This is a genomic window from Streptomyces sp. TLI_171 (assembly GCF_003610255.1).
Taxonomy (GTDB): Bacteria; Actinomycetota; Actinomycetes; order Streptomycetales; family Streptomycetaceae; genus Kitasatospora.
Genome location: NZ_RAPS01000001.1, coordinates 6,655,068 through 6,667,866 on the forward strand (window position 1 = coordinate 6,655,068; position 12,799 = coordinate 6,667,866).

The following is a 12,799-nucleotide window of genomic DNA, read 5'->3' on the forward strand; positions in this document are numbered from 1 at the left end:
GGCACCGGTCTTCTGACGATCCGTCGGTCGGAGGGGTGTGCCGAGGGGCGTGGAAGGCCCGCGCAGAGGCTTACACAAATTGTTGAAACATGGGTAGGCTGCGGCCCGGCGTGCGCCGTTCGGGCGAATTCCGCGGCGGGGAGGCATGCTCGCGTGCGGCCGTCCGGCCGGATCCGCTACACATGACTGCCGGTCAGGCCCGGTATCGACGGGCGCATCCCGGGCCGACCGGCTGTCCTCGGGACATTCGGGAGAACACGTGACAGACGGTGCCCTCGGCCTGCGCCGGAGCGCGGACCGCGGACCGCTGGCCTGGCCGTCGGCCGTACTGCGCGGCGTCGGCCAGGTCGACCTGCAGCCGCACCTGCCGACCGGCGCGGTGCTGCTGGCCGCGCTCTGGCTGGCCGGCTGGCAGATCGGCCTGTTCGCCACCCTCGGCACGCTGGCCTCCACCGCCGCCGCGCACGCCCTCGGCGTGGACCGCGATGCCGTCTCCCGCGGCCTGCACGGCTATTCGGGCTGCCTCACCGGCATCGCCGTGGTCACCTCGCTCGGCCACCACCCGGCCGGCTACGCGCTCACCGTGGTCGGCGGCGTGCTGTGCACCGTGCTGACGGCGGCCCTCGCCACCGTGCTCGCCCCGTTCCGACTGACCGCGCTGACCGCCCCGTTCTGTCTGGTCACCGGGGGCACCCTGCTCGCCGCCCCTGCGTTCGACCGGCTCCCGCACGACCGGGTCGCGGCCCGGCCGGCGGACGGCGCGCCCTGGCACGGGTTCTTCACCTCCGTCTCGCAGGTCTTCCTGCTCGACTCCTGGCCGATCGGCCTGCTGATGCTGCTCGGACTGGCCCTGGCCGGCCGCCGGGTGCTGGTGGCCGCCGCGCTCGGCAGCGCCGCCGGCACCCTCACCGCCTGGGCGCTCGGGGCGCCCACCGGGCGAATAGCCGACGGCAGTTACAGCTGCAACGCCGTGCTGGTCGCGATAGCCCTCGGCGCGGTGTTCCTCGCCGACTCCCCGTGGAGCACCGGCTTCGCGCTGCTCGGCGCCGCCGCCTCCACCGGTCTGACCGCCGCGCTCGACGCGCTGGTCCGCCCCTTCGACGGCCGCGTCCTCACCTGGCCGTTCGTGCTCACCACCTGGGCCCTGCTGGCCGCCGTCCCGCACCTGCCCAGGCTGCGCCACGCCGAGGGCTGACACCCCGTCGGCCCCTACCCCGCCGAGGAAGGCCCGCCGATGAACCTCGCGCCCCGCGAGCTGGACAAACTGGTCGTCTACGTGGTCGCCGAACTGGCCCGCAAGCGGCGCGGCCGGGGCCTGCGGCTCAACCACAGCGAGGCGGTGGCGCTGATCACCGAGGCCGTCCTGGAGGCCGCCAGGGACGGGAAGTCGGTCGCCGACTGCACCGAACTGGGCCGGCACGTGCTCGGCCCCGAGGACTGCATGGCCGGGGTGCGCGACATGCTGCCGCTGCTGCAGGTCGAGGCGTCCTTCCTGGACGGCACCAAGCTGGTCTCGGTGCACGACCCGATCGGGGCCTGAGCCGTGGACGACCGCCTGCACGTGCTCGCCGTCTGCGGCCACGAAGCAGCGCACGGCGCCGCCCTGCGCCACCTCGCCGGACCGGACACCGCGGTGGTCGCCGACGGCCGCGAACTGTACCGGGCGCTGGCCGCCCGACCCGCCCGGCAGGACGTCGCCGTCGTCCCGATGACCCTGGGCCGCGAACCCGGGCTCGCCGCCGAGGCCGCCCGCACCGTGCGCGCCCTGCCGCCCGAACTGCGCGGCGGCCTGGCCGTCGCCGAACCCTTCGGCACCGCCACCCATCTGGTCGGCTGGCTGCGGGCCGCCGCCTCCACCGTCCCCGAGCGGGCCGCGCTGCTGCTCACCGCGCCCGCCGGCGACCCGCACGAGGACGCCGAACTCGACCGGGTCGCGCACCTGGTGCGCCGCCACGGCCGGCACCGGCTGGTGCAGACCGCGCTGCTCGGCGGCGACCCCGACCCGGCCGAGGGGGCGCGCCGCTGCGCGCTGCTCGGGGCCCGCACGGTGGCGGTGCTGTCCGCGTCCTTCCTGCCGCCCGCCCCGCCGCCCGCCCCCGACGGGGTGTCGGTGCTGGACGCCGGGCCGCTGCTGAGCGCCGCCGCCCTGGCCGCCGTGCTGTCCGCCCGGGCCGCCGCCGCCGTCCGCCGGCTGCACGAGCACGGCGAGGACGGCGTGGCGGCCGCGCTGACGGGCCATCACCACGGCCCCGGCGCCCACACCCACGCGGTGCCCGCCGGGGGCGTCCGGTGAGCGGCCACGTCGGCTACCTGTACGGCGACGGGCCGATCGAGCTGAACGCGGGCCGCCGGACCGTCGTCCTGGAGGTGGTCAACACCGGCGACCGGGCCGTCCAGGTCGGCTCGCACTTCCCCTTCCACCGGGCCAACCCGGCGCTGCGCTTCGACCGCGAGCAGGCCGTCGGCATGCACCTGAACATCCCGGCCGGCACCTCGGTGCGGATCGAGCCCGGCGGCACCCGCGAGGTCGAACTGTGCGCCTACGGGGCCACCGCCCAGAACCCGCCCGAGGACGTGTGACGATGCCCATCCTGACCCGACGTCAGTACACCGACATGTTCGGCCCGACGGTCGGCGACCGGTTCCGGCTGGCCGACACCAACCTGGTGGTGGAGGTGGAGCGCGACTTCAACGAGGGCCTGTACGGCGACGAGGCGGTGTACGGCGCGGGCAAGACGGTGCGCGACGGCATGTCCTCCGACCCGGGGGCGACCGCCGCGCAGGGCGCGCTGGACACCGTCATCACCAACGTGGTGGTGATCGACCCGGTGCTCGGCGTCGTCAAGGGCGACCTGGGGATCAAGGACGGGCTGATCGCCGGCCTCGGCAAGTCCGGCAACCCGCGCACCCAGGCCGGCGTGCACCCGGCGCTGGTGATCGGCCCGGGCACCGAGGTGATCGCCGGCGAGCACCTGATCGCCACTGCGGGCGCGATCGACACCCACGTCCACCTGATCTCCCCGCAGCAGGCCGAGCACGCACTCAGCAACGGCGTCACCACCCTGATCGGCGGCGGCACCGGCCCCACCGACGGCAGCAACGGCACCACCTGCACCCCGGGCCCGTTCAACATCGCCCGGATGCTGCAGGCCTGCGAGGCGGTGCCGGTCAACATCGGCATCATGGCCAAGGGCAACGCGAGCCTGCCCGGCGCGCTGGACGAGCAGATCGCCGCCGGGGCCTGCGCGCTGAAGGTGCACGAGGACTGGGGCGCCACCCCGGCCGTGCTCGACGCGGCGCTGTCCGCCGCCGACCGGCACGACGTGCAACTGGCCGTGCACACCGACAGCCTCAACGAGTCCGGGTTCTTCGAGGAGACGATGGCGGCGATCGCCGGCCGCACCGTGCACACCTTCCACTCCGAGGGCGCCGGCGGCGGCCACGCCCCCGACATCCTGCGGGTCACCGGCGAGCCGCACGTGCTGCCCTCCTCCACCAACCCGACGCTGCCGTACACCCGCAACTCGGTCGACGAGCTGCTCGACATGGTGATGGTCTGCCACCACCTGAGCCACGACATCCCCGAGGACGTGTCCTTCGCCGACAGCCGGGTGCGGGCCGAGACCATCGCCGCCGAGTCGGTGCTGCACGACCTCGGCGTGATCAGCATCCTGTCCTCCGACTCCCAGGCCATGGGCCGGATCGGGGAGACCGTCACCCGGGCCTTCCAGACCGCCCACCACTGCAAGGACAAGCGCGGCCCGCTGGACGGCGACAGCGCCCGCAACGACAACCTGCGGGTGCTGCGCTACCTGGCCAAGGTCACCGTCAACCCCGCCGTCGCGACCGGCGTCTCGGAGCACGTCGGCACCCTGGAGACCGGCAAGCTCGCCGACGTGGTGCTCTGGCCGATCCACTCCTTCGCCGCCAAGCCCAAGCTGGTGGTCAAGGGCGGGATCGTCTCCTGGGCGCTGATGGGCGACCCCAACGCCTCCCTGCCGACCCCGCAACCGGTGCTGTACCGGCCTATGTTCGGCCAACTGGGCCGCGCGCAGCAGGCCACCCACGTCACCTTCATGTCGCAGGCCGGCCTCGCCGCCGGCGTCCCCGAACGGCTCGGCCTGCAGCGCCGGGTGCTGCCGGTGCGCGGCACCCGCGGCATCGGCAAGCACAGCATGGTGCGCAACGACGCGCTGCCCAGGGTCGAGGTCGACCCGGAGACCTTCCGGGTCACCGTGGACGGCGAAGTGGCGACCATCGAGCCCGCCGCGACCCTGCCGCTCAACCAGCTGTTCTTCCTGGTGTAGCCGCCGATGCCCACCGATCCCCTGGACCCGCTGCTGGTCGCCCTGCAGCTCGCCGACTCGGCGTTCCCCAGCGGCTTCTACACCCTCTCGCACAGCCTGGAGGGCTACGCGCAGGCCCGCGCCGTCACCCCCGACACGCTCGCCGCGCTGCTCGCCGACCTGCTCCGCAACGGCATCGGCCCCGGCGACGCCACCGCCCTGGCACTCGCCCACCGGGCCGCCGGGGCGGGCGAGTTGGCGGCGGCCGCGGAGGTCGACCGGCGGCTGTACGCGGGCAAGCTCGGCCGGGAGACCCGGCAGGCCGCCACCCGCACCGGCCGCCAACTGCTCGACCTGGCCGCCGAGGTGTTCGGCGGCGGCCCGATCGCCGAGTACCTGCAGCTGGTCAAGGAGCGCCGGGCCCCCGGCACCCAGGCCGTCGCGGCCGGGATCGTGCACGCCGCCGCCGGGGTGCCCGCCGCCGAGGCGGTGGCCGCCGACCTGTACGCGTTCGCCGCCAGCTTCGCCGGGGCCGCGCTGCGGCTGCGGCTCACCGACCACCGCAAGGCGCAGGTGCTGCTGCGCGGCGCCGCGCCCGTCATCGCCGAGACCGCCCGGGCCGCGCTGGCCCGCGAGCTCGCCGACCTCGGGTCGACGGCGTTCGCCGCCGACATCATGTCCGGCCGCCACGAGCGTGCCGAGGCCCGCCTGTTCGCCAGCTGACAGACCATCGGACCAGGGAGCAACAGTGGACGACAACGTCCTGCGGATCGGGATCGGCGGGCCGGTCGGCTCCGGCAAGACCGCGCTGATCGAAGCGCTGGTGCCGGAGCTGATCGCCCGCGGCCACCGCCCCGCCGTGATCACCAACGACATCTACACCCAGGAGGACGCCCAGCACGTCCGCCGCACCCTGGCCGGGATCCTCGACCCCGCGCTGGTGGTCGGCGTGGAGACCGGCGCCTGCCCGCACACCGCGGTGCGCGACGACCCCACCATGAACCTCGCCGCCGGTGCCGAACTGCTGGAGCGCTTCCCCGGGATCGACACCCTGCTGTACGAGTCCGGCGGCGACAACCTGACCCTCACCTTCAGCCCGCTGCTGGCCGACGTGTTCGTGTTCGTGCTGGACACCGCCGAGGGCGAGAAGATGCCCCGCAAGCGCGGCCCCGGCATCACCGAGTCGGACCTGCTGGTGATCAACAAGATCGACATCGCCCGGTACGTCCGCACCGACCTCGCCGTGATGGAGTCCGACGCCCACAAGGTCCGCGACGGCAGGCCCGTGCTGCTCACCGACTCGCTCGCCGGCACCGGCGTCGAGGAACTGGCGAGCTTCCTCACCGCCCGCCGCCGGGCGCTGATCTGACGTGGCCCCGGTCCCGGACCGGCTCGCGCCCGAGCACTGGACGGCCGGCCGCCTCCCCGCCGAGGTGGCCGCCCGGGCCGGCCGGCCCGACACGCTCGCCGCCGGCTCGCCCGCCAAGGTCGGCATCCTCGACCTGGGCTTCGAGGTCCGCGGCGGGCGCACCGAACTCGTCCGGCGGTACCAGAAGGCCCCGCTGCAGTTGATGCGGCCGCTGTGGCTCGACCCCGAGCGGCCCGACGCCGCCCACGTCTACCTGATGGCCACCGGCGGCGGCGTCACCCAGGCCGACCGGTACCGGATCGACGCGCACTGCGGGCCCGGCGCCCGGGTCCGCCTCACCACCCAGGCCGCCACCAAGGTCCACCGGATGGAGCGGGACTACGCAAGCCAGCTCGTCCACCTCCGGGCCGAGGACGGCGCGTACCTGGAGTACCTGCCCGACCCGCTGATCCCGTTCCGCGGCGCCCGCTACCACCAGCGCACCGCCGTCACCGCCGCGCCGGGCGCCACCGTCGTGCTCGGCGAGACCCTCACCGCCGGACGCCTGGCCCGCGGCGAACGCCACGCCTACGACGTCCTCGCCACCGACCTGGAGATCGCCCGCCCCGACGGCACCCTGCTGGCCGTCGACACCCAGCGCCTGGCCCCGGGCAGCCGGCCGCACACCGTCACCGGCCCCGCCGTGTTCGCCGGCCACGACCACCTCGCCACCCTCTACGTGGTCAGCGACCTGCGCCCCGCCGCCGAGATCGCCGACACCCTGCACCGGGCGCTGGACGGCCGCGGCCTGCTGCACGGCGTCTCCACCCTGCCCGAGGAGGCCGGGGCCTGGCTGCGCCTGCTGGAGGACAGCCCCGTCCGCACCGCCGCCGCCCTCACCACCGCCTGGCAGGCCGTCCGGCTGCTGCTCACCGGGCGGCCCGCACCCGACCTGCGCAAGACCTGACCGCGGGGCGCCCGCTGAGGTCCCGTCAGACCGCCCGGGCCCGTAGGCGGGCGGCGACGGCCGCCACGGCCAGCGCCGCCGCCGGGAACGGCCACGGCCCGGCCGCCGCACCCGACAGGCCCGCACCCAGCAGGACGCAGCCCGTCGCGCCCGACAGCACCGACCCGAACGGCGGGTCTCCGGACCGCCGCCGGGCGGCGGAGAGGTGGTCACGCTCCGGATGGTGGCCCGGGCGCCCGACGGCACGGTGACGGAGCGGTGGCCCGGCGGTGAACAGCCGCGCCGGGTAGCGTACGGCCCCGGAAAACAGAACGGGCAGGGAGCGCACGCTCTCCTGCCGTTATCCAATGTATAGCGTACGGGGGGCCTTGCCGCAAGGCCCCCCCGATGCCGCACAATCGCTCATCTGAACCGGGGAACCCGCGCAAACAGCACAAACGGGGCAGACCGCGCGCAGCACGCGGACGGCGCGCGACCAACCCGGCAGCAGATCGGAGTCCTCACCCATGAATCACCCGACGACCAGTGCCTTCGACCTGCCCGAGCGGCTCGCCGCCAAGGCCGACCCGGCCCTGATCGCCGCCGACGACCGGCACTTCGCCGACGTCGCCGCCACCCTGGAACGCGACATCGCCGAGCTGACCGAGCGCCTCGACCAGGTGCTCCGCAGCCCCGGCGGGGCCGGCCGGGCCGCCATGGACCGCGACAACGAAGTCCACCAGCTGTCCGCCCGGCTGCGCACCCTGCGCCGCTTCGGCTCCGACCTGTGCCTCGGCCGGATCGTCCACGCCGACGACCCCGAGCCGATCTACATCGGCCGCCTCGGCCTCGCCGACGGCGACGGCCGCCGCCTGCTGATCGACTGGCGCTCGCCCGCCGCCGAACCGTTCTTCGCCGCCACCCACGCCAACCCGATGGGCCTGGCCAGCCGCCGCCGCTACCGCTGGCAGCGCGGCGCGGTCGGCGACTACTGGGACGAGGTGTTCACCGCCGACGGGCTGGAGGGCCACGCCGCCCTCGACGACCAGTCCGCGTTCATCGCCAGCCTCGGCAGCTCCCGCTCCGAGCGGATGCGCGACGTCCTCGCCACCATCCAGGCCGACCAGGACGCCATCATCCGGGCCGGCTCGCGCGGCGCCCTGGTCGTCGACGGCGGCCCCGGCACCGGCAAGACCGTGGTCGCCCTGCACCGCACCGCCCACCTGCTGTACTCCGACCCGCGCCTCGGCCACCGCAAGGGCGGCGTGCTGTTCGTCGGCCCGCACCAGCCGTACCTGGCGTACGTCGCCGACGTGCTGCCCAGCCTCGGCGAGGAGGGCGTGCAGACCTGCACCCTGCGAGACCTGCTGCCGGAGGGCGCCGCCGTCGCCCCCGAACCCGACCCCGAGGTGGCCCGGCTGAAGGCCGCCGCCGGCATGGTGCACGCGATCGAGAAGGCCGTCGCCGTGTACGAGGAGCCGCCCGCCGAGGGCCGCAAGCTCTCCACCGACTGGTACGACCTGTGGGTCGACCCGGAGGACTGGGCCGAGGCGTTCGCCGCCCCCGGCCCCGGCACCCCGCACAACGAGGCCCGCGAGCAGATCCTCGAGGAGCTCATCACCATCCTGCTGGAGAAGAACGCCGACTCCCTCGACGACGAGGACGGCATCTCGCCCGAGATGCTGCGCCGCGCGCTGCGCAAGGACGGCGAGCTGCTCGGAGCGCTGCGCCGGGCCTGGCCGATCCTCGAACCCACCGACCTGGTCGGTGACCTGTGGACCGTCCCCGCCTACCTGCGGCTGTGCGCGCCCTGGCTGGACCGCGAGCAGATCCGCGCCCTGCAGCGCGCCGAGCCGGCCGCCTGGACGCTCTCCGACCTGCCGCTGCTGGACGCCGCCCGCCGCCGCCTCGGCGACACCGACGCCGACCGCCGCCAGCGCGCCCACAAGGCCCGCCTGGCGGCCGAACGCGAACTGATGGACGGCGTGGTCGACCACCTGCTGGACGCCGACGACGACGGCGAGGGGGCGCTCACCATGCTGCGCGGCGCCGACCTGCGCGACGCGCTGATCGACCACTCCGACCCGGAGCCGGTCGACCCCGACCTGCTGGCCGGCCCGTTCGCGCACATCGTGGTCGACGAGGCGCAGGAACTCACCGACGCCGAGTGGCAGATGCTGATCGCCCGCTGCCCGTCCCGGTCGTTCACCATCGTCGGCGACCGCGCCCAGGCCCGGCACGGCTTCACCGAGTCCTGGACGGAGCGCCTGGAGCGGGCCGGCCTGGACCGGACCACCCTCACCTCACTGAGCGTCAACTACCGCACCCCCGAGGAGGTGATGGCCGAGGCCGAGCCGGTGATCCGGGCCGCGCTCCCCGACGCCAACGTCCCCACCTCGATCCGCCGCAGCGGGCTGCCCGTGCTGCACGGCGTCCCCGCCGACCGGGACGCGGTCCTCGCCGACTGGCTGGCCGCCCACCCCGAGGGCACCGCCTGCGTGATCGGCGACCCCGGCTTCGCCGGGCTGCCGCGGGTCCGCTCGCTCAGCCCCGAGCTGGTCAAGGGCCTGGAGTTCGACTTCGTGGTGCTGGTCGACCCGGAGAAGTTCGGCGAGGGCATCGAGGGCGCCGTCGACCGGTACGTGGCGATGACCCGCGCCACCGGGCAGCTGGCGATCCTGCGCGGCTGACGGGCCGTCAGGGGCTGCGGCTCGGTCCACCGCCTCCGGGTGGGTGAGCCGCAGCTCCTCGATGTCCAGCCGGGTCTCCAGCGCCACCAGCACCGTGTCGTCGATCCGGCGCTCGGCGCGCAGCCGCACCAGCGCGGCGCGGTGTCCTGCCGGCCGCGCTCCGAGGCGTCCGGGGCGTCGCGGCGGTCAGGTCGGCCAGTGCCGTCTCGAACTCGCGGCGCACCCGGTCGACCAGTTCGTCGTCCGCGCCGACCTCCGCGGCCGGCCGTCGCGCTCGACCACGAAGCAGCCGAAGCACCGGCCCGGCACCTCGTGCATGGTGCGTTCCGGTTCCTCGCGCGGGTGGGCGCCGCCGGGGGAGGAGAGCAGCGGGCCTGCGATGCGAGCAGCACCGGCCGCGCCGTGGCCGACTCCCCTGCGGCGGAGGGGAACGCCCGGGCGACGGAGGACGGCCCGGCAGGTGACGGGCGTCGGGACAGCGCGTCTCTTTCGGACGGCACACCCCCGAAGGCCCGGGAAACCCGGACTGTTCTGGCACACTCGGCCTCATGTCCGAGCTGCCCGCCCACGAGGTGCGCGAGTACGACCAGTACGGCGATCCGATCGCGGTCCGCTGGGAGGCGCTGCGCGCCTTCGCCGCGGGCCAACGGGGCGCGGACGCACGGGAGTTCGTCGAGGCCGCGTACGCCCAGCCGCGGCTGCGCGCACTGTCGCCCGGCCGGGCCATGTACTGGATCACCTTCAGCCGCCGGGCCGCCCCGCCGATCTGCGCCGACCTGCCGCGGGTCCGCGCGCACGGCGGCGACCGGTTCGCCGTGCACCTCGCGGACGGCCGGGTGCACGAGGGCCACGGCGCCGCCGCCACCGTCGCCCTGGTCCTGCAGCACCTGCCCGAGGACGCCGTCCCGGCCCCGCGCGGGGGGTGAACGCGGCCGTTCACCCGCCGGGCGGGGACGCGGTGCGCCGCCCCCGCCGCTCGGTGAGGGTGGAGGCATGCGAATCACCGTGTGCACCAAGCGCGACCTGCCCGGATGCGTGGCGCTGAACCACCTGCTGCCGGGGCTGGCCGGGCACCGGGTGCAGGTGCTGACGTCCGGGCCGGCCCGCCCGGACGAGGACCGGGCGCCCGAACTCGCCGCGCTGCGGCGGTTCGAACGGGACCTGCCGGACCGGGTGGTGTTCCCCGCCCTCGACCGGCTCGCCGAACCGCCCGGCCGGCTGCTGACCTTCCACCACCTCGGCCGCCGCCACGGCGTGGAGTGCCGCCCGGTGGAGGAGATCAACGACGGTGAGGGCCTGCGCGAACTGACCGCGTTCCGGCCCGACCTGATCCTCGCGGTCCGGTTCGGCCTGATCCTCCGCGAGGCGGCGCTGGCCGTTCCCCGGCTCGGTGCCCTCAACGTCCACCCCGGCGAACTCCCGCGCTACGCCGGCCTGTTCGCGCCGTTCTGGACGATGCTCGACGGCCGCGCGACGATCGGCTGCACCGTCCACCGGATCGACCGCGGCGTGGACACCGGCCCGGTCCTGGCCGCCGGCCGACTGCCCGTCGACCCGGCCCGCTCGCTCGCCTGGCACGTCGCCCACACCTACCCCGTGGGCATCGCCGCGCTCCTGCGCCTGCTGCCCGGCCTCCTCGCCGGGCGCCCCGTCCCGGCCGTGCGCCAGGACCGCGCCCTGCGTCACTACCGCTCGCTGCCCGGCCCGGCGGACCTCGCCGCCTTCCGCGCCCGCGGCCTGCGCCTGGTCGACCAGAGCGACCACCACACCCTGCTGGGCCCGTTCACCGCGCCCGCCGACGGCCCGGTCGGCGACGGGCTCCCCGCACCTGACGGGGCGTCGGGCCCGGGCGGGGTCTGATCGTCCGAGGGGCGGCGGAGCCGGGCGGCGGGCGACGCGGCGTCAGAGGGATTCCGCGGTCCAGCCGGTGGCGGTGCGGGTGTAGCGCAGGCGGCGGTGGCGGCGGTCCGGGCTCGCCTGCCAGAACTCGACGCCGGTCGGGTGCAGCGCGTAGCAGTGCAGCTCGGGCGCGGAGGTCCGGCAGCCGGGGGAGGGGCGGACGGGGCCGCGCAGCCGCACCTGGCGGCCCTGCGGCGGCCAGTACGCGGTGAGGGCGGCGTCGGGGCGGGCGGTGAACTGGCGGGCCTTGGGGGAGTCCGGCTCGGTCCAGAAGTGGCAGGCTGCGGTGGCGGGTTCGACGTCGCGCAGGACCAGCACCCGGGCGTCCGGGCCGCCGTCGGCGGCCACCGTGGAGAGCGTGACCACCTGGGCGTCCGGGGAGCCGGCGGCGAGCGCGTCCAGCAGCCAGGCCGTGAGCAGCTCCGCCGGGTGCGCGGGCGCGTCGGCGGGGTCCAGCGGCGGGTAGTGGTCGGCGGCCAGCACCGGGTGGGCGAGCAGCGCCCGGACCAGCGGGCCGGGCTCGGGGTCGGTCGTGCGTGCGGTCAAGGCGTCTCCCTGGATGGCTCGCCCTCACCCTATCGAGCGGCTTATTAGACTCGATGTTGATAAGACTGGTCGAACCCCTTGTCCAGCCCACTACCCGCGAGTAGTTTGCCGGTGTGCCCACCGGTCACCCGTCCGTCCGCACGCAAGGAGGCACTCCCATGCCCCGCCCCACCCCGCCCCCCACCGTGCACGACAGCCTCGTCCTCGAACCGCGCGACGTGCACTTCGACTGGTCCCGGCTGCCGCTGCACTGGATTCCCGACGAGCCGATGGCCACCCACACCATCAACGTCCTGCACCTGCTGCTCCCCGAAGGCGAACGCTGGTTCGTCAAGGTGTTCAAGGAAGCCCTGCCGATGATCCGCGACGAGCAGCTCCGCGAGGAGGTGCTCGGCTTCATCGGCCAGGAGGCGATCCACGCCGAGGCCCACCAGGAGGTCCTCGACCACCTGCTCGGGCAGGGCCTCGACCCGCGGCCGTACGTCCGCCAGGTCAGCTGGCTGTTCCGCCGGGTCCTCGGCGACAAGCCCGGGCTGAGCGCCCGTCAGCGCCGCGAGAACATCATCGAACGGGTCGCCTTCGTCGCCGCGATCGAGCACTTCACCGCCTTCCTCGGCAAGTGGGCCCTCAACTCGCCCGGACTCGACCGCGCCAAGGCCGACCCCACCATGCTCGACCTGCTCCGCTGGCACGGCGCCGAGGAGGTCGAACACCGCAGCGTCGCCTACGACCTGATGCGCCACCTCGACCCCGGCTACCTGCGCCGCGTCCGCGGCATGTTCGTCTCCGGCCCGCTCCTGGTCCACCTCTGGATCCGCGGCGCCCGCTTCATGCTCGCCGCCGACCCCTCGCTCGGCGGCGCCCTCGCCCCCACCTGGCGCGACGCCCGGCGGGCGGCCCGCCGCGGCCTGCTCCCCGAGCCGGTCCGCTTCGTCCGCTCCGCCCTGCGCTACTTCGGCCCGGGCTACCACCCCACCAAGGAGGGCAGCTCCTCCCAGGCCCTCGCCTACCTCGCCACCTCGCCCGCGGCCCGCGCCGCCGCGCACTGAGGAACCCGCCGCCCCCCGACCACCCGCACGAATCG

Annotated in this window: 13 protein-coding genes and 1 pseudogene; 12 read left to right on the top strand and 2 right to left on the bottom strand. The window is 75.2% G+C overall.

All coding sequences use genetic code 11. The features are described 5' to 3' along the window. Positions 1–259 precede the first annotated feature (259 nt). The 8 genes and pseudogenes from BX266_RS29645 (at position 260) to BX266_RS29680 (ending at position 6,601) form a co-directional block, all read left to right on the top strand. On the top strand, positions 260–1,195 hold the full coding sequence (locus BX266_RS29645; RefSeq protein WP_259464912.1) for an urea transporter: 936 nt from the start codon (positions 260–262) through the stop codon (positions 1,193–1,195). Between the two features lie 39 nt (positions 1,196–1,234). Continuing rightward, positions 1,235–1,540, top strand: a complete 306-nt coding sequence (locus BX266_RS29650; RefSeq protein WP_099904770.1) for an urease subunit gamma — start codon at positions 1,235–1,237, stop codon at positions 1,538–1,540. A gap of 3 nt (positions 1,541–1,543) precedes the next feature. Then, positions 1,544–2,293, top strand: coding sequence for a cobalamin biosynthesis protein CbiX (locus BX266_RS38965; RefSeq protein ID WP_099904771.1), 750 nt, complete (start codon positions 1,544–1,546; stop codon positions 2,291–2,293). Further along, a pseudogene (gene ureB, locus BX266_RS29660) lies at positions 2,290–2,559 on the top strand (urease subunit beta); the annotation flags it as partial. The gene BX266_RS38965 and the pseudogene ureB, both read left to right, overlap by 4 nt. Positions 2,560–2,582: 23 nt before the next feature. Next, entirely contained in the window at positions 2,583–4,307 is a 1,725-nt protein-coding gene (gene ureC / locus BX266_RS29665; RefSeq protein WP_099904774.1) for an urease subunit alpha, read from the top strand. Positions 4,308–4,313: 6 nt separating this feature from the next. After that, complete coding sequence (locus BX266_RS29670) at positions 4,314–5,009, top strand: urease accessory protein UreF (RefSeq protein ID WP_099904776.1); 696 nt, start codon at positions 4,314–4,316, stop codon at positions 5,007–5,009. A gap of 25 nt (positions 5,010–5,034) precedes the next feature. Further along, entirely contained in the window at positions 5,035–5,655 is a 621-nt protein-coding gene (gene ureG, locus BX266_RS29675; RefSeq protein ID WP_099904777.1) for an urease accessory protein UreG, read from the top strand. A 1-nt stretch (position 5,656) separates the two neighbouring features. After that, positions 5,657–6,601 (top strand): urease accessory protein UreD, encoded by a 945-nt coding sequence (locus BX266_RS29680; RefSeq protein ID WP_099904779.1) that lies wholly within the window; start codon positions 5,657–5,659, stop codon positions 6,599–6,601. A gap of 25 nt (positions 6,602–6,626) precedes the next feature. Here the strand turns inward: BX266_RS29680 and BX266_RS40265 are convergent, their stop codons facing one another. After that, positions 6,627–6,761, bottom strand: coding sequence for a hypothetical protein (locus tag BX266_RS40265; RefSeq protein WP_259464913.1), 135 nt, complete (start codon positions 6,759–6,761; stop codon positions 6,627–6,629). Positions 6,762–7,107: 346 nt separating this feature from the next. Between BX266_RS40265 and helR the strand changes: the two genes are divergently transcribed. From helR to BX266_RS29705, 3 genes are all read left to right on the top strand, one after another. Beyond that, positions 7,108–9,270 carry an RNA polymerase recycling motor ATPase HelR gene (gene helR, locus BX266_RS29690; protein ID WP_099904782.1) on the top strand — a complete coding sequence of 721 codons (2,163 nt, stop codon included), beginning with the start codon at positions 7,108–7,110 and terminating at the stop codon, positions 9,268–9,270. Positions 9,271–9,818: 548 nt separating this feature from the next. Then, a complete protein-coding gene (locus BX266_RS29700; protein ID WP_099904784.1) occupies positions 9,819–10,196 on the top strand; it encodes a DUF6193 family natural product biosynthesis protein in 378 nt (125 codons plus the stop codon). A gap of 67 nt (positions 10,197–10,263) precedes the next feature. Then, on the top strand, positions 10,264–11,130 hold the full coding sequence (locus BX266_RS29705; protein WP_099904785.1) for a formyl transferase: 867 nt from the start codon (positions 10,264–10,266) through the stop codon (positions 11,128–11,130). A 42-nt stretch (positions 11,131–11,172) separates the two neighbouring features. On the opposite strand, the gene BX266_RS29710 is transcribed toward BX266_RS29705, so the two are convergent. Next, positions 11,173–11,715: a pyridoxine 5'-phosphate oxidase C-terminal domain-containing protein gene (locus BX266_RS29710; RefSeq protein WP_099904787.1), complete on the bottom strand. Its 543-nt coding sequence runs from the start codon at positions 11,713–11,715 to the stop codon at positions 11,173–11,175. Positions 11,716–11,873: 158 nt separating this feature from the next. Between BX266_RS29710 and BX266_RS29715 the strand changes: the two genes are divergently transcribed. Further along, the gene (locus tag BX266_RS29715; RefSeq protein ID WP_099904789.1) at positions 11,874–12,764 is read left to right on the top strand and encodes a metal-dependent hydrolase; all 891 of its coding nucleotides are present in this window, start codon (positions 11,874–11,876) and stop codon (positions 12,762–12,764) included. Positions 12,765–12,799 lie beyond the last annotated feature (35 nt).

What these genes read in the sequence shown, in the direction of transcription:
- BX266_RS29650 (WP_099904770.1), top strand. Translation starts at nt 1,235, where the DNA reads ATGAACCTCGCGCCCCGCGAGCTGGACAAACTGGTCGTCTACGTGGTC.
- ureC (WP_099904774.1), top strand. Translation starts at nt 2,583, where the DNA reads ATGCCCATCCTGACCCGACGTCAGTACACCGACATGTTCGGCCCGACG.
- BX266_RS29670 (WP_099904776.1), top strand. Translation starts at nt 4,314, where the DNA reads ATGCCCACCGATCCCCTGGACCCGCTGCTGGTCGCCCTGCAGCTCGCC.
- helR (WP_099904782.1), top strand. Translation starts at nt 7,108, where the DNA reads ATGAATCACCCGACGACCAGTGCCTTCGACCTGCCCGAGCGGCTCGCC.
- BX266_RS29700 (WP_099904784.1), top strand. Translation starts at nt 9,819, where the DNA reads ATGTCCGAGCTGCCCGCCCACGAGGTGCGCGAGTACGACCAGTACGGC.
- BX266_RS29705 (WP_099904785.1), top strand. Translation starts at nt 10,264, where the DNA reads ATGCGAATCACCGTGTGCACCAAGCGCGACCTGCCCGGATGCGTGGCG.
- BX266_RS29715 (WP_099904789.1), top strand. Translation starts at nt 11,874, where the DNA reads ATGCCCCGCCCCACCCCGCCCCCCACCGTGCACGACAGCCTCGTCCTC.